The organism is Type-C symbiont of Plautia stali, from assembly GCF_059730935.1.
The window spans coordinates 277,925-301,270 of the sequence record NZ_AP035924.1; the positions used below are offsets into that span (position 1 = coordinate 277,925).

Below are 23,346 nucleotides of genomic sequence, written 5' to 3' on the forward strand. Positions count from 1 at the left end.
AATTTATTTACCATATCCCGCAGCACGCTGCTGCCAATATTGAGTTTTCCACTTATCAAAAACAGGTCTATTTATCCCTGATGGCGTCGTATTAGGATTTATATGAATGACTGCACTATTTTCTTGATGGAATGACTGAGTCACTTCCGCGATAGGCCCATTTTGGCTTTGCGTCATATGGTGCAAGTTCACAGATTTACCATCAGTTCCTATAGGCGCCCTTCCCGATGCCATTCTTTCAATATTAGTACCTGTCACAGTTTGGCCTTTTTCCTTCCAAGAGGACACTTGTTGAGGATCAAATAGATCATTACGTTGATAAACTTTATTACCACTAAACTCAACTGGCTCTGCTGACCAGAACTTTCTCTCCTGACCAAAGTATTTCGCAGAACTGATATTATCACCAGCTCTCGCGATCAGTTTAGACGCTGCCTCAAGATCGCCTGCTTTGAGTGCCTTATCCGCACCTTTAAGTAAAGCTCCGGCTTCATCGCCAAGCCCCGGCAGTATACCAACAACAGCGGCCAGATAACCCAGCGCACTGTCTGCTTCCTGGAAGCTTTTAATATCCCCGTAGATAGGAATAAAGTCACTGCCCGCTTCTGCGAAGCCTGCCAGCAGTTCATCCCGGTGAGCATCCATCGTCGCACCACAGGCTGCTGAACTAAGTCCGATACAGTGCTTCGCCTTGAAGTCATCGGTTACTTTTTTGAGATCATCCTGGGCTTTCTGGTATTTCTCCTGTTGCGAAATGCCAGATACTTTGTTCTCAGCAATATCGCTCAGCGCATTATTCTCAACCGAATTTTTCCCGGCGCTGACTCCGGTTCCAATCCCCATTGACGAATCCGACGCAATACCGCCAGCCAGTCCTGCTGCAAGCTGGCTCAACGTACTGACCATCTGCTTCTGACTTTCGGTCAGACTACTGATGTCTGTGTCCGGATACATCACTTTTACAATCGCACGCGCAGCCAGTTCACCACCGGCCGCTCCGGCCGCGCCCGAGACCGCACTGCTGCCGGACATCTGAGCCAGTACAGCACCCGCTACGGCGTGGGCCATAGTATTTGCTACGAGGTTGACGTTCTCAGTGCCGTCAGCGTTATGAGTTGTAGTGGCCTGCTTAATCGCGTTAGCGATATAAGGGGCCATCGCCCCGCTGGCCGCCGCGCCGAGATTGCTGGCACTCAGTCCGCCCAGAGCACCCGCAACCGCCGTTGCCACCATCGAATAGGTACCACCTGTGCCCCACAAATCTGCTACTGCTTTATAGGCAGGATCGCTCTGTACGCGCGCATTAAACTCATCTTCCGAGAGGTTTGCGTATTCAGGATGTTCTTTAAGCAGGCGGTCAGAGGTTTCTTTTTCCGCCGCATCCATTTTGTAGGCTTTTAAGTCGCCGACAACACTTCCAGCCAGCTCTTGCACGCCCTTCGCAAAAGCCATCTGGTTGGCAACTTTCTCCTTGTCGAAAATCTTCCCAATGCTGCCATTGGCGTTTTCGGTATCCCGACTCAGATCTGCAACGTTTTGTTTCTGATTCAGCTCATCACGTACAGTAATTGTCCCGTCAGCCACCGCCGAGCGTGTGGTACCGGATGCACTTTCATGCATGTTGACAACTGCAGGGAGCGCTCCGCCGGCAAACTGTTGCCCTGACGAACTCAGATTGATTCCAACAGACGTACTGTTGGCTGAATACTCAGCGTGATTATTGATGTTGTCCCACCCGAGCGTACCAGTCGACAGTTTGTTGTTTGCCGCCTCCGCTGTTGAAGCAATCACAGCGCCATTCAGCTGAGTGTGGTTACCGACGAAAATGTTATAGCCGCCATCTCCCGCGAATAGCCCGCTCTGGTCACCGACGCTGGCATATTCGCTGTTTACTTTACTTTTACTCAGGCTAAGCCCTAATGAGCCCGTCATTGAACCAAAGGTAAAACTGAAGCCGCCGCTGGCGCTCTGCTGCTTGCTGTGATAATTGTCGGTATCCTGCAGGCTGGCCAATGTCAGGTTATTACCGGCATTAACGTTGATACTGTTGCCCAGCGCCTGGGCACCAGATAGCAGCGTGTCATTGCCGCTGCTCAGCGTCAGGTTGTCTTTGGCATTCACACGGCTGTTTACGTATTCGGTGCTGCTGCCGTTTTCCGAGCCGTCGGCCATATAGCCACTCGCCTGCACGCCAAAGCCGGTTTCCTTGCCTATAGCGATGTGCACGCCTGCGCTCCAGCCGGATGATTTATTACTGCTCTTCTGCTCGGTGTTGTTGCTGGCAGCAACCAGATTCAGGTCATGTGCGGCGGCAAGTGTGACGTTATTGCCGGTTATGCCGCTGCCTGCCAGTGTTACATCGCCGCTGGCGCCGTTTGTACCGGTCGCAACCACGGCGATATTGCCACCGCCGCTGAGCGAACTGCCGCTGACGGTGTTACTGCTGAACTCCGATGATGATTTGCTTTTGCTGGCCCCTACGCTGAGTGAAATTTTGATGCCAGCATCTTTCATGTCGCCCTTCGCCAGCGCTGTTGCCGATTGCCCGGCGGCCCCCGACATCGCCCAGCCGCTTTCCAGCATCTTCACAGCGTTAAGCGCTTTGAGACGATCGTCGCCCGCCTCACCGGCGGCTTTAGCTTGTGAGCCGAGGCTTAGCAGCGCATCCGTGATTGGACTGGTAAGCTGAAGCGTCAGGCCGCTCTGCTTCTGTTCAAAGCTTTGACGACGCGACAGGGTGTCGTTGCCCGGATCTATAGTGACCGATCCGCCAACCACACTGATGTCCTGCTTCGCAATCACATCCGAACCCGCTATGTGTGCGTCATGTCCCGCAACCAGCGTCACGTTTCCAGCCGTGCTGCCGATGGTGCTGGCGCTCTGGCTTTCGGTTATGCCGTTCTGCTTCAGCTCCTGTTTCGACGATGCACTGCCGAAGGTCACTCCAATACCACCTCCGCTAAACATGCCGCTTTTTTTGGTCTCGCTCAGGCGATAGCTTGTCTGGGTATCGGTGGCGGCCGTGACGGTAAGGTCGTTGCCCGCTTTCAGGCCGACATTGCTTTGGCCTACCACCGCTGAGCCTTTTACCAGAAGGTCATTACCGGCAATAATCGAGACGCGATCGCCACTCAGGCTGGAGCTCTTTTCTGCGGTTGAACTGTCTTCACTAACGGTATGTGTAGTTTTCTTGCTGAAAAGACCTTTTTTGGTTTTGGTCTCTTCGCGGTAGGCGTAATCACTTTCCGTCGCGGTAGTGATGTTGACGTCGTGTCCGGCCTGCAGTGCCAGAGCCTTATTAGCGGTGATTGTCGCAGCCTTACTGGTGATGTCATTACCCGCCAGCAGCGTGGTGCTGCCACCGCTGATAATTTCGGTACCCTGTTGACGCACCGTTTCGTTAATCACGGTTTTCTTGCTGCTGTGCTGGCTATTACCGGTGCGGTTTTCAGCCGTGTTCAGGTTAATATCGCGCCCTGCCTGCAGGCCGATATCGCTTTCGGCTGCCAGCGCTGCCGCCTGGCTGGTGATATCCTGCCCGGCTTTAATCGTCAAATTGCCGCCACTGGAAAGCACGCTGGCATTAAATCCGCTGGTGCTGGATTGCCTCAGACCACTCCTGTTGCTCGTCGAATCTGCTGCCAGCGTCTGATTTGCCAGAAGTTGAACGTCATTGCCTGCCTGTAACGACATGTCCCCTTTAGAGTCGAGTTTGCTGCCCTGCAACACGATATTCTGCCCGGCATTTAGTTCGAGACTGTCTGACGCACTGATGGTTGCAGCTGCTCCGGTTTCAGTCCGTGACATCGACATCGCGCCGGTGAAACTCTTACCTGCTGCTGTCCACTGGCGCGTTTCAGTCTGATTGATGATGCTGCCGTTTGTGCTTTCCAGTGTGATCTGCTGGCCGGAGATGCTGGACCCAATATTACGGATATCATCCAGCGCGCTCAGATTCAGCGCTCCGCTGCTGGTTATTACACCCTGCTGGGTGTTGCTGATGGTGCTGTCACTGGCAAGGCTCAGGCTACTGCCGCCCTGCAAGGTACTGCCCGCGTTGGTGAGGGTTCCGCCCTTCAGGCTGACGTTATTTGCCAGGATGGTGCTGCCGGTGAGAGGTTGAACATCCTGGGTGGCCAGATAGAGTTTGGGCGCCAGTACTTTCTGGCCGTCAATCTCAACGGTCTCCCACCAGACGATACTTTCGGTTAGCGCTGCAACCTGCTCAGGTGTCAGGCTGACCCCCAGTTGCAGGCCAAGACTCTGCTGCTGATGGGCGGCGTTATCAATGAGTGTCTGCATTTGATCGAGGTCAGAACCCACGCCATGAATATAACGTTGGCCTGTCTGGCTAAGCACGGCGTTCGACACATAGCGGGTATCAAATGCGGCATCGCCCAGGAAACGGTAGTCGCTTTCGGGTTTCAGATTCAGGCGATCAAGGAAATAGCTCGAACCAAGAACTTTACTGGTATCGGTAAACTGACTGCGCACTTCCTGTGGTGCAGTCAATGAAGAGATATCAAGTCCCTTGAACAAGCTACTGTCCAGTTTACCGAGCCCGGCAATATTGGGATTTGTGACGATCAGGTAGGGGCTGTCAGGCTTATCTGTCGGCACGAACAGGCCGTTGTTACCGGTCGGTATCGGGTAATCGCCCAGAGAGGCAGCGCTATTGCCCAGGCTACCGAGCGCATTTTTCAGACTGTTTTGCCAGCCGGTTTCCGCGCCGGGTGCTGCACTGTTCTGACTGAGTGATTTTGTCTGAGCACCATTGACCTGCCCGGTAGATATGCCCGTTGTCAGAGCAGGTTTCTGAATTGTTGGCTGACCAATCGATCCTGCATTCGCCGTCAGGCTGGTGTTGCTGATGTTCTGGCTGAAATTGGCACTGAGATTTGCACCCGCCTGAATGACGGCACGATACGAACTGCCATTAGTGATTTCAATGTATTCCGGCTGCCCGACAATGCCAAAACGGAAAGGATAGGCGTTAGTTATTTTGCCATCTTTAATATATTGAGTGCAGCCTGAGTTGCCAGCGGTGTTACAGTTATAGGTCTGCCAGATCTGATAGCTACCCGTCTCTGAAGAACTATTGTTTAGGCTGGAACCGGAGAGGTTACCATTCCTGTTTGCAAGAAGATTACTTGCAAGATTGTCAAGGGTTGTGGCGGTGATGGTTAAATCCCGGCCTGACGCAATACGTGCAGCCCCTCCATCAGCGACTGCCCCAACAGTTTTTTCACTAATTAATACTTTTTGATCGCGTACTTCCTGATTAAGTGTCAGTGGATATCTTACGTGGCAACTGTCGTTCCGTCCGCCCCCACAGCTCTCATCTTTGGTTAGTGTGTACTGTGTTGCGTCGAATCTGGAGAAAGGCAAATCGATGTAAGCGGAACTGCCATCAAAATACTGGTGCGTTTCTTCTGTTACCCGATAACCATCCCTCTGGTTCAGCAGATGCCCGGTTGAAATCGTAATATCACCGTTCGCGGTTTCAATATTGCCGGAAGTGTTGATGACCTCATCGTTGGCCTGACCCGAAGCATTGCGCGCGATGGTCAGATTATTGTCTGCCAGTACATCACCACGCAGGTTATTCAGGCTCGCAGAGAACAGACGCATATTGCCCGTGCTGTACAGCAGCGCGGTATTTAGCAACTGCCCGGCACTGTTCAGCACCATGTCGCCTGCCGCACCAATAAAGCCGTTATTGGTGAGAGTGCCATGACTGGTGAGGCTTGCCGCGCCACCGGACTGAATTGATCCGCTGGCGCTGTTAGTAATGTTGGCTGCGGTAATATTCAACGGCCCGCTACCGCCCTGCAGCTTATTATTGTTCACTATGCTGCCGTCGCTGCTCAGCGTGAGTTGATTACCCTGGGTCGCACCTTCAATTGTCAGATTACCGGTACTGCTGAGCTGAAGATGCCCGCCCGCAGCCAGCGTACCGCGCTGGGCAAACGCATCGCTCACTTTCAACACCGCATCGCCGAGTGCCGCAATTTGTCCCAGCTGGCTGAATGTGGAGCCGATCAGCACTGCACCACCTGCGCTGAGTATCCGTCCGCCGGCGTTGTTGAGGAGATGATCAGCTGTGGCATTAAGCTGATGCGCTGCCATCAATGTGCCACTATTGGTCAGGCTCTGCCCGCTGAGGGTGAGGTCACGCCCCTGCAGAGTGCCGGCATTTTCAAGTGACGTGAAATGATATTCGCCGGCATTATCGCTGATCAGCGTGCCGCTATTGCTGAGGCTGTTGCCGCGATATTCCAGCTGATTGCCTTGCAGCCAGCCAATATTGACCAGCACCGGGAGTTGGAGGTTAAGTTTGCCCCCCGTCACCAGCGTGCCGCGGTTGGTCAGGGAATCCGCTGAGAGTGAAGTCGCGCCACCGGCCTGCACGTTGCCAGCGCTGTTGAGCGTTTTTGCGCTTAGCAGCAGGCTATTCTGGCTGAACAGCGACCCTGCGGCCTGATGATCCAGTGCACCGGTAAACTGCCCATCCAGACTGTTGATGGCATTAATTTGTCCGCTGTTGGTCAGTCCACCCCCGCGCAACCGGGTATCCTGCGCCTGCAGCCGTCCGCTGTTAGTCAGTTGTGCAGCCGTTAGCACCAGGTCTCCCTGGCTGAGCATCTGTCCGCTGGCGAATTGCTGCGTCATGCCGCTACTGGTCGCGCTGAGCTGGTTCACCCCGGTCAGCTTCCCGGCATTAGTCAGGCTGGCGGCATTGATGCTTAGCGCATTACCTGCGAGCATCTGTCCGTTCTGCAGATTGCTGACATCCTGCTGCAGCTGTAAGACGATATCTTTCAGCGCGCTCAGGTTGCCACTATTGTTGAGCTGCGTGCCGCTCAGATTCAGGCTATCAGCCTGCAGCTTTCCGCTGTTGTCCAGCGTGGGGGCAGAAACCTGTAACGCGCCCTGGCTGAGAATATCCCCTCGGTTATTCACCGCAGCGGCATTGATCTGGGTATCCTGCTGCCCCATCAGCTGACCGGTATTGTTCAGCTGGTTTTGCGCCCTCAATACCAGCGGTCCGCCTGCCAGAACGCTGCCGCCGTTGCGGATGTCACCGGCCTCAAGTTGTAGCTGCTGTCCCTGCAGCTTACCGTCGTTACTGAGGTTGTTGCCGTGAGTGTGAAGGCTGCCGCCTGTTACTATCACCCCCGGAGTCTGGTTGCTCAGGTTCCCGTTGAGCTCACCCGAGCGGCTGGCCTGAATGCGTCCACGGTTACTGATATCGCTGGCCTGAACGTGCAAATCACCAGCGGCTAGCGTGCCGCTGTTATCGAGCCCGGCGGCTGCAAGTGTCTGAGCGCCCTGTGCAATAAGTGCCCCGGTATTTTGCAGCCCGCCAGTAAGCTGAGCCTGCATTTCTCCGGCGGAGGTGGTGCCGCTGTTGTTGAGCGTATTGCCGGTGATCTTCAGGCTGTTGCCCGCCAGCAGGCTTCCCTGCTGATCAATTGCCGCGACGTTCAGGTCAAGATTCTGATCAGCGGCAATGCGACCCTGTTGTAAAAGACTGCTGCCCTGCCAGCCAATGGTCTCGCCGCTGAATAACGCGCGGTTATCTGCCCTGCCAACGTTAAAATGCAGCGCCCCCGGCGTGGTGAAACTGCCCGCCAGCGTGGCCTCGCGGAAATGTCCCGTCAGGGCATTCTGCGCCTGAGTCTGCGCGGTTGCGCCACTTGTCAGGGTATCTGCGTTTAGTTCAAGCTGTTTATCTGCTGAGATCAGCCCCGCAAGACTTAAACGGTTGCCCTGTAACGACAGATTACCGCCACTGAGGAGCTGCGAATTTTCCAGCCCTGAAAAATCACCCTGCAGGGACGTGCCCTGCAGTCCGTAGGCGCTGCCGCTGAGGATTGTCTGTCCGGCGCTGATGTTGAGCAGATTGCCAGTGCTGCTTCCGCCCAGTGTCAGCCCGTCTGCCACATCAAAATCCAGCCCCTGCTGTGCCGCAATCACGCCGCTACTGCTCAGCGTCTGAGAGATCAGCGACTGTGACCCACCCGCCTGCAAAGTGCCGGCATTTTGCAGGCGATCGGCCTTCAGTGTCTGATTGCCTTTGGCCTGGATCCGGCCACTGTTATTGAGTTGCTGTAAAGTTAACGTCGTGTCACGGTTTGCCGCCAGCTGCCCCTGGTTTGTCAGTTTTGCGGCCGTCACGGACAGATCGCCCCCAGACGTCAGCGAACCCTGCCAGTCAGAATCTCCGGCAATCTCAAGCCTGCTGTTCCCGACACTGCTGACTGACGCATTTCGAGTGGCGGTCAGTTGCCCTGCCCGCAGTGAGAGCGCGTTACCACTACTTAACGTGCCGGCAAGCACCAGGCTTCCGGCGCTCACTGAGGTGCTGCCACTGGTCGTGGCTGCGCTGTTTTCATCCTGTGTTATTGTGCCAGTGGCTTCAGCGTTCAGCGTGCCTGCGCTAAGTTTGCTCCTGTTCAGCGCGATATCCCCACGCGACTGCACCTGAAGCGCAGAGGCAGCCTGTTGCTCACCCTGTAACACAACGTCCTGGGCCGAAATCCTGACGTCGCCGCTGGACTGCGCGTTGCCGAGCGTCAGTTTACCGTTCGCATTCAGCTGAATATCACCCTGCTTCGCAGCGAGATTGCCGAGGTTGACCCCCACGCCCTTTTCGCTAGACACCAGATGAATACGGTTAGCGTACATGCCGCCCAGCGCGCCGGTATCCACCGCAACCGAAGGCGCGGTGCCCTCTCCAGCTATCGGCGTGACGGAGCCGTCTGCGCCCACGCGGTTGGCCCCTGCCGTGACCGACAGGTCCTTCGCGTAAATCCCGGCGTTGATCTCGGTGGCGCGCGCGACGATCGACACCGCGTCGGCGCTGCTGCCGTCCAGCCCTTTGCCTTCGAAAGTCACCGAGCCTTTAGTGACTTCCAGGGCTGACAGGTTGCCGTTTGCGTCCAGCTGCGGCTTGCCGGTGGTGAGCGTGACGTTCGGGGTATTGATAAAGCCGCAACCGTTGCAGGTGATGCCGTAAGGGTTGGCCACCATGACGTTGGCCGCTTTGCCTGCCACTTCGGTGTAACCCTGCAGCTGTGAACGATTTGCGCCCGTGACTTCATTGATGATGGCCTTCGCTTCCTGCCCGGCCTTCAGGTTGGGGTTATTCTGGATCAGGCCGCCGAGTTGCGTCTGGTTGAGCTGGCCGGTGGCGTTGTTGAGGATCAGCCCTTCCTGACCGACGTTATACTGCTGGTACTGGTTATGCGACACGCCCGCTCCGTTGGGGGTAGCGATGTTGACCACCGGCACGCCGTTGCCAGCAGCATCCATTTTTGTGCCGGGTGTCACCGGGGTGATTTGTGCCGCCATAGCGGGCAGCATTGGCTGTACCGCCACCAGATAACAGATGAGGTAGCTCAGCGCGCGACGGGCGAGAGAAACGGGTTGACGATCGTCCATAATCTTTGCCTCTTAAAAAACCAGCCCGACGCGGGCGTAAATGCTGACGTGATCCGGCTGCAGGTGACCGGGATAGCTGAGCGGCATGCCGACGGTGTACTGGGTGTAGAAATAACGACCGCGGGTACTCAGGCCCACCGCGCTGCCCCACAGCGTGCCGGTGGACTCACGGTTCTGCGTATCGCTTTGGATCCATCCGCCGTCAACGGCGACCAGCGCGCTGACCTCCCCGAACACCGGTAAGGTGAAAAGGTTATAGTTCAGCTCGTTACGTAGATAGCCCCCGGCATCGCCGGAGAGATACTGTTCCTTAAAGCCGCGCACCGAGCTTTCGCCGCCGAGCGTCAGACGCTCACTGCCGTACAGGCGGTCCGGCGACCACTGACCGTACACGCTGCTGAGCCACCAGAGGTTATTGGTCAGCGGGCGCTGGAAGCTTCCGCTGAGGCTCCATTTGCGAAACTGTGCTTTTGGCAGGTCGCCGTTTTTGCCGTCATCGCTTTCGGCATCAAACCATGGCATGCCGCGACTGAAAGTCGGGTTGAGCGTGGCTACGCCGCCGAAGATCTTCTGCGTGTGGTTCAGCCCGATTTGCAGACTGGTGATTTTGCGGCTGCTGCTCTGCAAAAGCGTGTTATTGAGAAAGTTATGGCTGGAGTAGTGATTCAGGCCAAGCTGCACACCGGTTTTGATATCACCGTTACGGAACAGGACCCAGGAGCCGTTCAGGCGGTGCGCGACATTGTCGCCATTGCTTAGCCAGGTAAAGCCATTATTGATAAAGCTACTGTGGTAGCTGCTCCAGCTATAGCTGTAGTCGAGCAGTCCGTAGCCGTAAGGCACGCTGACGCCAGCCTGTAAATTCTGGGCGTCGCGCCATTCGCTGAAGGCGCTACTGCGCCCGCCACTAACAAACCAGCGGTCAGCGAGACCCAGCAGGTTGTTACCGGTGAGCGAGGCGTTCAGCTGGCCGGTGCCGGTGCTCTTCTGTCCGCTGTTATCAAAGCCCAGCGAGGCGCTGAGAGGGAACTCTGGCTTTGCCGTAAGGTTCACGACGGAATATCCGGCTTTGGGCGACGGCTGAATTTCAATCTGCACCGGCGTGGTCTGCACGCGGTTAATCTGCTCCATGCCCTGCTCAATATCGCGCAGGTTGAGTACTTTTCCTTCGAGTCCGGGAAACGCCATAGCCAGCGATCGCGGATGCTGGCCGTCGAGGCGTATTTCGTCAAGTTTTCCTTCAAGCACTGGAATAACCAGCTCACCAGTGGATAAATCCTGTTCGGTTAAAAAAGCCCGACTGGTGATATAACCCCGCTGCATGTACCAGTCGGAAATGGCGTGAACCAGTGAATTAATTTCCGTTAAGTTCAGGCAGCGGTTAATATAGGTTGCGGTAATATTCTGTTGCTCACTTTGAGGCAGTAAAGAGGCATTGCGTAGACTGATATGATGTACAGGAAAACATGGGCCTGATGCACCTGATTCTTCAGATGCTGTGGCCTGCGGCGCGGCAGTGTTCCAAAGCGCGTCTCGCTGCTGCTGGTCTTGCTGCAGTCGCTGTTGCTGCTGATTCTGAATATAGTCGCGGTCGCCGGGATTCAACGGTGCGGCCAGCGCTGAAGCAGTAAATAAGCTGACGCTTAGCGCCAGTAACTTCCCTGTATTTGCCATCATAGAAGACTTAAGTGAAATTGATTGTAAATGTTTTGTAAGCCTGCTTGCGCAGAATATCACTTAAACAATCAGAAAGTTCCTGATGGAGAAATAAAACGAGAATGATTCTTTGATAGCAGTTAATTTGATGTTGTGTGCTGCGCTAACTCAAATCAAAAGAGAATCGCTTTATAACTACTGGCAAGCGCTGAAATTTATCCGGGGTTATTACAACCATCTCATTAATCATAGCGCTGGATTTAAAACTTACCCACTCTGACAAATTAATGAAACGAGGGTATCTCCTTGATTACGCCTATGCAGTGTTATCCAGGTGCGCATGAATGCGCACCCTACGAGATATCGCACAATTTAATGTTTCTCCGGTGTGCATGAATGCGCACCCTGCGAGGCATCGCACAATTTACTTTTTCTCTGGCGCGTATGAAAGGACAAAACTGCGCCGTTTTCTGTAGGGTCGCCATTTATGGCGACCAAAAAAAACAGCAGGCAGTAATTAGCACAAACCCGCCGCCGCACATTGTATCACCGGGCCGACGGGTTTTCTCCCACCGAACCGCGCACCACCATCCAGCTGTCAAATGCGGGTAAGGCGCCGGCGGATTGCTGGCGGATGTGGCAAATCAACCGGCGCGCGGCTTCGCGCCCCATTTCATACACCGGCTGGGCGACCACGGTCAGCGGCGGTGACATCAGCTCGGTCCAGGGAAAATCGTCGTACATCACAAAAGAGATATCTTCGGGTACGCGCAGGCCGCGTTTGGCCAGACCGCGCAGGATGCCCATCGCAATCAGGTTATCGGAGGCAATCAGCGCGCTGGGTGGTTCGGCGAGCGCCAGCAGTTCAGTCAGGATCTGCTCAATGATGGCTTCGCTGAGTGCATTAAGCCGAATCAGCGCTGGATCCAGTTCCTTACCTGCGGCCCGGTAGGCATCAATCATTCCACTAACACGTTGCGCCACCGGCGTGGGGCCCAGCGTGATTGCCGGCGAATACGGTGCAGCGCTGCGCATGCTGGAGAGATAAGCAATACGCTGATGCCCGGCCGCCAGTAATAGCTCCGTCGCCTGTTTGGCCACTGCGACAAAGTTCGCCTGGATGGTCTCCACTTCCATCCCCTGCACTGCCCGGTCGAACATCATTAATGAACGCCCTTCTGCCAGCACCTGGCGCAGATGTTCGTTATCCTCAAACAATGAGCTGCACGGCGCGACGATGATGCCATCGACGCGCTTATCCAGCATCACGCGTACGGCTTCCCGTTCCTCGTCCAGCGTTTCATCACTGTTACTCAGCAGCAGGTGAAAGCCCGCCTGGCGCGCGACGTCGGCCATGCCGCGCAGCGCGAGGCCAAAGTGCGGGTTTTCAATGTCGCCGACAATCACCCCGATAGTATTGGAGCGGCCGGTGTTCATGCTGCGCGCCAGCTCGTTCGGTCGGTATCCCAGCGCTTCAGCAGCCTGATTCACCCGCGACTGCACATCTTCACTGACGGAACCATACCCGCCCAGCGCACGTGCCGCCTGAGCTTTGGAAACATTGGCGGCGCGGGCGACGTCGGCAACGGTCGGACCGCGTGAACGAGCATTTTCATTGGTCATAATTATTTCGAATCACAAGTTGATAACAACATAATTGACGCTGCTGATAGCGTGTGCTTAATATCAGTATATCCGAATGAGACCGGTCTCACAACCAGAGCCGGTTTCATTTTGCCCCGCGTTGAGACCGGTCTCAATAACAATAAACCGGCTTGGCGAACTCTGAAGTTTCACCTGCACAGACGGAAGAGCCTTATGACATCGCACAAACGTTTCAATCACCTGACCGCCGCCCTGTTCGGCACGGCAATGCTGGTTTCCGCCAGCTGGAGCGCCCATGCCGCCAGCGACAGTAATCCCTGGGGTTTGATCGAACCCGGTCATCTCCGCGTTGCCAGCCTCGGCGACGCGAAGCCCTACACCTTCACCGATAAAAACGGCAACTTCACCGGCTTTGACGTCGAATTCTTCAAAAATGTGGCGCATCGCATGGGCATCGATCAGGTGGATTTTATCGGTCAGGACTTCTCCGCCATTCTGCCGGCAGTGGCAAATGGCCAGTATGATGCCGGCGTCGCCGCGATTGGCATCACGCCGCTGCGCGAAAAAACCGTCGATTTCTCCACCGGCTATCTTGCGGGCTATCTGACGGTGCTGACCCGCAGCGATTCCGGGGTGAAAAACGTAGAAACCCTGGCGCATAAACGGCTCGGAGTGATTCAGGGCACGCTGCAGGAGAACTATGCGCTGCAGCACTTCAAACAGACCGATCTGGTGCGTTTCCCCGATAACAACGCAGCGGTGTCCGCGCTGAATAACGGCACGCTGGATGCTATGTTCCTCGATTACGAAGCCGCCAAAGATTATGCCACCCGCTTTAAGCTGGTCACGGCGGCGAACATCCCTTCATTTGACGCGCCTGCGGGTGTCGCCATCGCCAAAGGCAAGCCGGAGTTCAAAGCGGCGCTGGATAAAGCCATCAAAGCGGCGATGCAGGATGGGACCTGGAAACAGCTGTACCAGAAGTGGTTCCCGGGTTCGCCAATGCCGCAACAGTATCTGCCCGGCGGCCAATAACCCTGCGCATCGTTATGCGTGAGACTGCATCCGGTGACGGCGCATGTCCGTCACCCGCAACCGAGAATCGGCTATGGATCTGATCACTATTCTTTCCCGTACGTTTTTTGATATTCCATCGATGATGGACGTCCTGCCACAACTGCTGGCAACCGGACTGGTCAACACCATCATTATCTCCGTGGCGGCCACCGTGCTGGGCACGTTATTCGGCCTGATACTGGCGCTGATGGGCATCTCGCCCTCGCGCTGGCTGCGCGTGCCCGCGCGGCTGTATACCGATCTGTTTCGCGGCCTGCCTTCCATCCTCACCATTCTGTTGATTGGTCAGGGTCTGGCGCGTTTTAGCTATCAACTGTTTGGCCCGACGCCGTATCCGCTCGGCATTTTTGCCCTGAGCCTGATTGCCAGCGCCTACATGGGCGAGATTTTCCGCTCCGGTATCCAGAGCGTGGAACAGGGGCAGATGGAAGCCTGCCGGGCGCTGGGAATGAGCTATGGCCGGGCGATGCGCCTGGTGATCATTCCGCAGGGCATCCGCCGCGTGTTGCCTGCGATAGTCAATCAGTTCATCGCCATCATCAAAGACTCGTCGCTGGTTTATCTGCTGGGTCTGATGACCGGTCAGCGTGAGCTGTTCCGCGTCGGTCAGGATGCCGCCGTGCTGAGCGGCAACCTGTCACCCCTGATGCTGGCCGGGCTGTTCTATCTGGTGATCACCGTGCCGCTCACCCACGCCGTGAACTACATCGACGTCCGCTACCGTACCGGACGTCGCCGCGCCACCGCGCCACAAAGCGGCCTGAAGGAGCTCGATGAAGTGCAGCAAAAGCGCAACGTGGTTCCGGCGGTCTCCCTTACCAGCGAGCGAGGACATTAATATGGCCATGCCATCTGCATTTCACGGCGCCAGCCTCGAGCTGCGCAATCTGACGCTGGCGTACGGCCCGATTGAGGTGCTGCGCAATGTGTCGCTGAGCATCGAACCGGGCACCACCACCTGCATCATCGGTCCCTCGGGATCGGGAAAATCCACCCTACTGCGCGGCATCAATCGCCTGCATGAGCCGAAGAACGGCGATGTCTTACTTGCCGGGCGTTCTGTGCTGAAGGACAAGCCCGATGCGCTGCGGCTGAGAATTGGCATGGTGTTTCAGCATTTCAACCTGTTTCCCGATCACAGCGCGCTGGAAAACGTGGCGCTGGCACCGTGGAAAGTAAAAGGCCGTCCTAAAGCCGAAGCACTGGAGATTGCCCGTCAGCGGCTGGCCGAGGTGGGGCTTGCTCAGCGAGCCGATCACCGTCCGCGCGATCTCTCCGGAGGTCAGCAGCAGCGCGTGGCAATAGCGCGCGCGCTGGCGATGGAACCGGAAGTGATGCTGTTCGATGAAGCCACCTCGGCACTCGACCCTGAGCTGGTGAAAGGCGTTCTGACGTTAATGGCCGATTTGTGCCAGCGCGGCATGACCATGGTGGTCGTGACCCATGAGATGGGCTTCGCCCGGCGCGTGGCCGACCAGGTGGTGTTTATGGATGAAGGTGAAATCGTGGAAGCCGGCACGCCGGAACAAATCTTTGACCGTCCGCAGTCCGCGCGCCTGCAGCGTTTTCTGTCGGAGGTGCTGTAATGACACATCTTCAGGTTAGCGGCCCAGTCCGCACGGCGCTGGTGGGATTTGGCGTCGCCGGCAGCGTGTTTCATGCACCGCTGCTTGCCCATAACGCCGACTATCGTCTCGACGTTATCGTCACAGGCGATGCCCAACGCGTAGCGACCGCGCAGCAACGTTACCCCCAGGCGCGCGTGCTGCCGGACTGGCCTGCGCTGCTTAAGGCCATTGATGGCGGCGAGATCGGCATCGATCTCATCGTGCTGGCCACGCCGTCGGCGCAACACGCGGAGCAGGCTGTGCAGGCCAGCCAGCGCGCGATCCATCTGGTGGTGGATAAACCGTTCGCACCAGACGTGCAGGCGGCAGAAATGATGATCGCCGCCGCGCAGCAGGCCAATACCTTGCTCACCGTGTTTCATAACCGACGCTGGGACGGCGACTTTCTGACGTTGCAGCGCCTGGTGCACCAGGAAGCCTTCGGCACCGTAAGGAGTTTTGAGTCGCGTTTCGAGTGGTGGCGACCGCAGGGATTCGGCAACTGGCGTGACAGCGTCACGCTGGCACAGGGCGGTGGTTTATTGCTGGATCTCGGCAGCCATCTGATTGATCAGGCCATCCAGCTCTTTGGCCCGGTCGCCCATGCCACGGCAGAGCTGGCGCGCCATTCCGGCCCGCAATCGGACAGCGACGAGGACTGTTTTGTCTCATTGCTGCACCACAACGGCGTACGCTCGCGGCTGTGGATGAATGGCCAGGCGGCACTGAATGCGCCGCGCTTTCACCTGCTGGGCAGCAAAGGCGCCTTCACCCACTGGGGGCTGGACAATCAGGAGCCGCAGCTGGCGGCGGGCATGTCGCCCGGCGATAGCCAGTACGGCGTCACGCCGGCAGAAAACTCTGCCCGGGCCGGCACGGTCGGGGCAACCACAACGGTGCCGATTGAACGTGGTCACTACCCCGCTTTCTATCAACTGTTAGCCAACGCGCTGTTACATGGCGGGCCGCCGCCGGTTGATGCGCGTGAAGCGCTCGGCGTTTTACAGCTTATTGAGCAGCTCCATCAGCAGCATCGCGTACGTATTGCCTGAAGGGCGAACATTTTTTAACAGAAGGAATGAATGATGTCTGACAAAACCGTGGCAAAAACCGTCATCGTGCTGGGTGGCGGCATCCTCGGCGTCTCAACCGCCTGGCAGCTGGCGCAGGCGGGCGCGCAGGTCACGCTGGTGACGGAAGCGGCACTCTGCTCCGGTGCCACCGGCCGATCCCTCTCCTGGCTCAACTCCGCGGGCGAGCGTTCGCAGCCTTACCATGCGCTGCGCATGGCGGGCATTGACCGCTATCGCACGCTGTTTGCCCGTCATCCGCAGCTCGACTGGCTGCGCTTCGATGGCGCGATTTACTGGGCCGCTGACGATGACGCGGGCACCAAAGCGCGTCATCACTATGAAAAAGCGCAGGGCTACGACTCAAAGCTGATCAATCGCACCTCGGTCGGTGATGTCGATGCGCAGGTGAATCCGGCCAGTCTGAGTCAGGTGGCGATTGCCAACCCCGGTGAAGGCTGGGTCAGCCTGCCGCATCTGGTTGAGCATCTGGTTCAGGCATTGCGCGCGCTGGGCGGAGAGATCGTTGAGCACGCCGGTAAAGCCAGCGTGATCACCAAAGACGGCCGGGCCAGCGGCATTCGCAGCGAAAAACACGGTGAGCTGCTGGCCGATCGCGTACTGGTAGCGTGTGGCCCGTGGACGCCGGAAGTGGTTGCCCCGCTCGGCGTGCACATCCCCAACGGTTCTCCGGTCTCTATGCTGGTAACCAGCCAGCCCGGCGATCACCGGCTGCAGGTGGTAATGAATACGCCGCGCGCGGCGGTCCGGCCCAATCCCGGCAACACCATCGCCGTCGATCATGACTGGTATGAAGAGCACATCGTCGCGCAGGCCGACGGGCAGTACAGCATTGATACCGCAGTCATTAACCAGCTGATGGCGGAAGCGGGTAACCTGATCGCTGACGGCGCGCCGCTGAAAGCCAGCAGCTGGAAAATCGGTCTCAAACCGATTCCTGGCGATGGCGAACCGGTGGTCGGTGAGCTGCAGCAGGTTCCCGGCTGTTTTGTTGTCTTCACCCATTCCGGCGCCACGCTGGCATTGATCCTCGGTGAGATACTGACGCAGGAGATACTCACCGGCGTTAAACACCCGATGCTGGCGACCTTCCGCCCGGAAAGATTCAGCTAACGTCATGACCAGCGCCACGATGATGGTGGCGCTGGCTACACGCCCTGTTGTCTGTCACACACCTCTCGTTTGCCCGATCCCATCGCTTCATCCACGCGCCCTTTTCGCTTCCCTGCTGGTCTGATATCCGCGTATTGCCGGTTTCTTTTCCGATGACAACCGCCAGGGCCAGATAAAATAAGAGTCCGCTATTGAGGCCACTAAGCTTCAGCGGCGGAAAATGTCACATTTTTCACGCAAATCACGACAATCTGAACACAGGAAATCCCTTATGCGTATCGCCATACTCGCCCTGGAAGGCAGCGTACTGTCCGCCGTTGCCGGAATGACCGACCTTTTCTGGATAACCAACAAAGCGATTGCCTCTTCCCCCGTGCACGCCGCACGCTTTCCCGATAAAGCTTTTGAAACGCTGATTGTCAGCGCCAACGGTGACCCGGTGTGGGATACGGAAGGCCGCCTGATTCACATCGACAGCTCATTTCAGGGGGCCGGTGCGGTTGATGTGGTAATTGCGCCCGGCATGTTGCTGGGGCCCGACCTGCAACCGATCAACCTCGACAGTATCCGCCAGGCTGCCGGCTGGTTTAACAAACTCTATCAGCAGGGTGTCTGGGTTGCTGCTGCGGGCACCGGTGGCGTGATCCTCGGCGAGGCGGGTTTGCTGAATGACCGTTCCTTTACCACCACCTGGTGGGTCAGCCATATGCTGCAGGCGCGCTATCCGCAGGCGCGACTGGCGAAAGGCAAAACGCTGGAGGAAGACGATCGCGTCATTACCAGCGGTGGCTGTTTTTCGTGGATATCGTTGGCCCTGTATATCATTGAAAAAAGCGCCGGCAAGGCGGTGGCGGATCTCACCCGGGAGATGTCGCTGGCCGATAACCCTGTGCTGCACACCCACCTTCCCGGCTTGCCGGGTACGGGGAAAAGCAGCACGCCGTTTCTGGTGCGGGCGCAGGAGATCATCCGCCTGGAAAATCCCGCCATCAATGCCGCGCAGCTAGCAACCGCACTCAACGTTACCGGGCGCACCCTGCAGCGCAGAATGAAAGCCCTGTCGCAGGAAACGCCAAAAGAGTTTATTACCCGCATCCGCATTGAACTGGCCTGTACCATTCTGGCCAGCACCGACGCCAGCGTGCGTCAGACCGCCTTGCAGTGCGGTTACAGCGAAGATACCGCCTTTCGTAAAGCCTTCCATCAGGTGATGGCGATGACGCCGGCCCAGTATCGTGAGTGGATTGCACACCGTAAGGCGCGGGTAATTAGCGCAAAATAATACGTCACGCATTTTGAAAGTTATTTAATTACTTCAAAATTAATGATCCTGAAAAGTTAATTTATTCATAATTTTTGAAATAACCTTTTGTGAGGTCTTGCCGATGTACGGTGGGTTGTCGTTTTATTCCTTTTAACTTTTTACCAGGTAACAATATGATGAATATTACTCAAAGACTTACCCTGGCTTTCATTTTACTCTCAGCTTCACTGGTGGTGACGGGCATTATTTCTGTACGACTGTTAGGCGGTTTTCAGGAGCGCTTTGAATATGTTCAGGTCAATGCGATTCCCTCTATTCGCGATTTATCCGAGCTGATCGATCGCAGCAATAAACTGTCGCTCTCCCTGTATAAACATCAAAGCCAGACTGACAATGCGCGTATGCCGCCGGTCGAGAAAGAAATCGCTCAGCGCCTGGCCGACATTAAAACGCTGGCAGAATATTATTTAGCCAATGATATCTCCAGCGACGAAGATAAGCAGATGACCATTAAAGGCCTGGCGACGCTGCGCGTGGTTGAATCACGGTTGCCGGCGTTTCTTGCTGCTTCGCATGCTCATCAGGATGACGTCACGCTCGGCATGCTGGAAGCCGAGAGCGGTATTGGCGGCGCCATCAGCCAGTTAAAAAATGATTATCGCCAGCAGATGGCGCTTAATTTGTCGCTGGGTGACGGCTTGCGCGTGGTGAACCAGGAGATCTATCACCGCACATTCTGGGGATTGAGTGCCGGGGTCACGCTGACACTGCTGTTACTGGGTACGCTCACCGCGTTAACCCTGATGCGCATTCGTCACAGCCTGAAAGCAATTGGGCAGGTGATGGATCACGTTGGCAGCAGCCTTGATCTGAGCGTCACCGCCGATGACAGCAAAAAAGACGAAGTCGGCAATATGGCCCGCGCCTTTAACCAGCTACTTGACCGGGTTGGCAGCGCGCTGGCGCAGGTCAGTACCGCTTCTCACGCCGTCAGTTCGGCGTCGGCACAAATCGCCGCCGGCAACGAAGATCTCTCCTCGCGGACGGAACAGCAGGCCGCCTCGCTGGAACAGACGGCGGCCAGTATGGCGGAACTGAGCGAAACCGTGCGTCAGACGGCCGACAATACCCGGCAGGCTAATCGTCTGGCCGGTAACGCGACAGAACTTTCAGACGCCAGCGCGGTGTCGCTGGGCAATATGCTCAACACCATGGCGGAGATCCGCTCCAGCTCGAAAAAAATCACCGAAATTGTCACGCTGATCGAAGGCATTGCCTTCCAGACCAATATTCTGGCACTGAATGCTGCCGTCGAAGCGGCGCGCGCCGGCGAACACGGAAAGGGCTTTGCGGTGGTCGCGGGTGAAGTGCGCAACCTCTCGCAGCGTTCAACCCAGGCAGCCAGGGAGATCAAACAGCTGATTGATACCTCCTACAGCCTGGTGGAATCGGGTGCGGTACAGGCCGAAGCGGTGGAAGAGAACATGACAGGACTGAAAACCGCGTTCCGCCAGGTGAATGATTTAGTCAGCGAAATTGCGGCGGCTGCGGAAGAGCAAAACACCGGCATCTCGCAGGTGCACCTGGCGATCAATCAGATGGATGATGTGACGCAGCAGAATGCGGCGCTGGTAGAGGAGGCCTCTGCCGCATCGGCGTCATTGCAGGATCAGGCGCAAACCCTGTCCGGCCTGGTGAATCAGTTTTCACTGGCCGGGTCCGCGCGACCTGCTGAGCGCCCGAAAACGGTCTCCGCGCTGAAACGTCCGGCTGCTGTACCCGTGGCCGCCGGTCACGGCATGGACGCGGACTGGCAGAGCTTTTAACCCAATACGGCCAGCCTGGCGCTAAATAGCGCATTACTCCGGACCGCCGTGACGTTGACGGCCGGTCCGGACTGGCTCAGGTGACAGCCGATCAAAGCAGCTGGCTGAGGTGCAGCTGCCCCATCAGCAGCGGGTTATCGCTGTAATCTACCGGGATAGCCACCACGGCCGGTCCTTCCACCTCTATCGCCCGCCGCAACGTGGGTTCCAGTTCAGCGGCGCTGTTCACCGAAAATCCAGCGGCACCAAACGCCTGCGCGTAAGCTTTGAAATCCACCGGCCCAAAGTTCACACCGGACACGCGCTGGTATTTCTTCTCTTCCTGAATCGCCACCATGTTATAGCCATTGTCGACCCAGATGATGTGCAGAATATTGGCCTTTAACCTGACGGCGGTTTCCAGCTCCATGCTGGATTGCAGAAAGCCGCCGTCGCCCGACACCGAAACCACTTTACGGGACGGATCGACCAGCCAGGCGCCAATCGCCCACGGCAGCGCCACGCCCATGGTTTGCTGCCCGTTGGAAATCATGATTTGCCGTGCCCGGAAGCTGTAGAGATAACGGGCAATCCAGATATGAAAACTGCCCATGTCGACCGTCAGGCTGACGTCACTGTTAATGATATCCTGCATCGCCCGGACGATACGCAGCGGATGCAGGGCGAATTGATCGAGGCTGGCACCCTGCATCGCCAGCAGCTGACGCTGTTGCTGACGATCCTGCAGAATGGTGGCGGCAGCGTCGCTGAGCTGCAGCGGTGACGCGATTTGCGCGGCGATTTTGCGCACTGTCCCGGCGATATCGCCCACCAGTTCAGCGTCGGGTTGATAGTGGTTATCGGTCTCGGCGGGCAGCACGTCGATGTGCACCAGCAAGGCGTTGCTTCTGTTCCACATGGCCGGTTCATACTCGACCGGGCTGTAACCGATGGTGATAATCAAATCCGCCTGCTGGAGCAATCGGTCACCGGCCTGATTGTTAAACAGGCCAACCCGCCCGGCAAAGCGTGAGAAGTGATCCTGCCGCACCGCGCCCGCCGCCTGATAGGTGCTGGTCACCGGAATACGGCTTTTGGTTAACAATTCATGAATTGCCGCGCTGTTTTCCGGCTGGCTGGCCATCAGGCCCAGCAGGATCACCGGATTTTTCGCCCGCGCAATCTCGCGGCTTACGGCATTCACCAGCGCGTCGGGCGCAGCGCCCAGCGTGATGTGTCCTGAACGCTGTAACAGGCTGCCTGACACCGGCTGGTCAACAATGTCCTGCGGCAGACTGAGGAACGATGCGCCGCCGCGCCCGTTTTCGGCATGGCGAAACGCGTTCGATACGCACTCCGCGAGCGCCGAGGCATCAGTGACTTCTACGGCAAATTTGGTCACCGGGCGAAACATCGCCACCGTATCCATGCTTTGATGCACCTGTTTGGCACTGTCGGAGCGCTTAACCGCCCCGCCGATCGCCACCACCGGATCGCCTTCGCTGGTGGCGGTGGCCATGCCGGTCACCAGGTTTGAGCAGCCGGGCCCGGAAGTCACCAGCGCTACGCCGGCGTGGCCGGTCAGGCGGCCCATTGCCGCGGCCATAAACGCCGCGTTAGCCTCATGACGCACCGGAATCAGCTGAATGGAAGAATCTACCAGCGAATCAAACACCTTGTCGATTTTGGCACCGGGAATGCCAAAAATATGGTTTACGCCCTGCGCTTCCAGCTGAGCGACAACCAGGTCTGCGCCACTGTTCCACAGCGTCTGGGTTTTAAGCTGTTTCATGATCACCTCTGCGATTAACTTTCGACGGAACGGATCGCGGCATCCAGATCCTGAGGATTGAGATCGGCCTGTAAAAACTCGCGATCCTGTGGCAGGTCGACCACCAGCTTGCTGATGGCACCAAACGTCAGCGTGCCCTGCTCCAGCACATAATCGAGGATATGCCCGCCGCCCTGACGATCGTCAGTGATGAAGTGCTCGTGATAGCCGGCGACGTTAATACCCTGCATATATTGCGGCGTGCGGAATCCAATCAGCTCACCGTCGCGCTGGCGAAAATCGAAGGTGGGCTGATTGCCGAGCACTTCCGGCATCGAGCGATACGGGCGGCACTGGCAGGGCACGGTGCGCGTCTGCACCGAGGCAAATCGTCCGCTCAAACGCAGCGCGCAGAAATGGTTATCGGAGGTGATAATGCGATCAATCACCTGATGGACGTCATCACGCGTGGCGGTATGCGCAAAGCGGTGCTGATGTTCCGGTTTGAAGAAGGTCATCACGGCGAACGGGGTTTGTTGTTCAGGCCGTGCCGGGCTGGCGCTGCCATCGGCGCGCAGCTGATAAACCTGCCGGTCAAATGCCACCAGTTCTCCATCCAGCTGATTGAACGTGCCGAGGCCAAAATCGCCCTTCTGTAACAGCTGCGCGACGGTGGTTGAACCGTCATAGACGCCGTTGAGCAACGCACTCATCAGGGAGGTCTGATAGATAACCTTTTCTGGTGATTGCTGTCCCAGTTGAGTGACGGATGCCTTTAGCTGATCTTCGCATGAACAATCAGATACAAAGTTACACATTTGCTGCCTCACAATCAGATAGTTAAGCCGTGTTAATATCATGGTGGGCTACATAGCTCACAGAATCCAATAGTGAAAACTGCCAACTTCGA

12 protein-coding genes are annotated in these 23,346 nt (G+C 56.9%); 7 read left to right on the forward strand and 5 right to left on the reverse strand.

Going from position 1 to position 23,346, the window contains the following annotated elements; genetic code table 11:
• Nucleotides 1-3: 3 nt before the first annotated feature.
• The 3 genes from AC6I7J_RS20475 to AC6I7J_RS20485 form a co-directional block, all read right to left on the reverse strand.
• Nucleotides 4-9,447, reverse strand: a complete 9,444-nt coding sequence (locus AC6I7J_RS20475; RefSeq protein WP_498007451.1) for a hemagglutinin repeat-containing protein — start codon at nt 9,445-9,447, stop codon at nt 4-6.
• Nucleotides 9,448-9,459: 12 nt separating this feature from the next.
• Nucleotides 9,460-11,124, reverse strand: a complete 1,665-nt coding sequence (locus tag AC6I7J_RS20480) for a ShlB/FhaC/HecB family hemolysin secretion/activation protein (protein WP_498007452.1) — start codon at nt 11,122-11,124, stop codon at nt 9,460-9,462.
• A gap of 525 nt (nt 11,125-11,649) precedes the next feature.
• Nucleotides 11,650-12,726: a LacI family DNA-binding transcriptional regulator gene (locus AC6I7J_RS20485; RefSeq protein WP_215481339.1), complete on the reverse strand. Its 1,077-nt coding sequence runs from the start codon at nt 12,724-12,726 to the stop codon at nt 11,650-11,652.
• Between the two features lie 195 nt (nt 12,727-12,921).
• On the opposite strand from AC6I7J_RS20485, the gene AC6I7J_RS20490 reads away from it, so the two are divergent.
• The 7 genes from AC6I7J_RS20490 to AC6I7J_RS20520 all read left to right on the forward strand — a co-directional run bounded on the left by AC6I7J_RS20490 (nt 12,922) and on the right by AC6I7J_RS20520 (nt 20,686).
• Complete coding sequence (locus tag AC6I7J_RS20490; protein WP_058759175.1) at nt 12,922-13,743, forward strand: ABC transporter substrate-binding protein; 822 nt, start codon at nt 12,922-12,924, stop codon at nt 13,741-13,743.
• 73 nt (nt 13,744-13,816) lie between these two features.
• Entirely contained in the window at nt 13,817-14,623 is an 807-nt protein-coding gene (locus tag AC6I7J_RS20495) for an amino acid ABC transporter permease (RefSeq protein ID WP_021509434.1), read from the forward strand.
• Nucleotide 14,624: 1 nt separating this feature from the next.
• Entirely contained in the window at nt 14,625-15,371 is a 747-nt protein-coding gene (locus AC6I7J_RS20500; RefSeq protein ID WP_021509433.1) for an amino acid ABC transporter ATP-binding protein, read from the forward strand.
• Nucleotides 15,371-16,444 carry a Gfo/Idh/MocA family protein gene (locus AC6I7J_RS20505; RefSeq protein WP_498007453.1) on the forward strand — a complete coding sequence of 358 codons (1,074 nt, stop codon included), beginning with the start codon at nt 15,371-15,373 and terminating at the stop codon, nt 16,442-16,444. The genes AC6I7J_RS20500 and AC6I7J_RS20505 overlap by 1 nt, the downstream gene beginning before the upstream one ends.
• Nucleotides 16,445-16,477: 33 nt before the next feature.
• Nucleotides 16,478-17,596, forward strand: coding sequence for an NAD(P)/FAD-dependent oxidoreductase (locus AC6I7J_RS20510; RefSeq protein WP_498007471.1), 1,119 nt, complete (start codon nt 16,478-16,480; stop codon nt 17,594-17,596).
• A gap of 271 nt (nt 17,597-17,867) precedes the next feature.
• Nucleotides 17,868-18,878, forward strand: coding sequence for a GlxA family transcriptional regulator (locus tag AC6I7J_RS20515; RefSeq protein ID WP_498007454.1), 1,011 nt, complete (start codon nt 17,868-17,870; stop codon nt 18,876-18,878).
• Between the two features lie 158 nt (nt 18,879-19,036).
• On the forward strand, nt 19,037-20,686 hold the full coding sequence (locus AC6I7J_RS20520; protein WP_058776389.1) for a methyl-accepting chemotaxis protein: 1,650 nt from the start codon (nt 19,037-19,039) through the stop codon (nt 20,684-20,686).
• A gap of 91 nt (nt 20,687-20,777) precedes the next feature.
• Here AC6I7J_RS20520 and alsS read toward each other — a convergent pair whose 3' ends face one another.
• Together alsS and budA are read right to left on the reverse strand one after the other, a co-directional pair.
• On the reverse strand, nt 20,778-22,457 hold the full coding sequence (alsS, locus tag AC6I7J_RS20525) for an acetolactate synthase AlsS (RefSeq protein ID WP_498007455.1): 1,680 nt from the start codon (nt 22,455-22,457) through the stop codon (nt 20,778-20,780).
• Nucleotides 22,458-22,471: 14 nt separating this feature from the next.
• A complete protein-coding gene (gene budA, locus AC6I7J_RS20530; protein ID WP_031280091.1) occupies nt 22,472-23,254 on the reverse strand; it encodes an acetolactate decarboxylase in 783 nt (260 codons plus the stop codon).
• Nucleotides 23,255-23,346 lie beyond the last annotated feature (92 nt).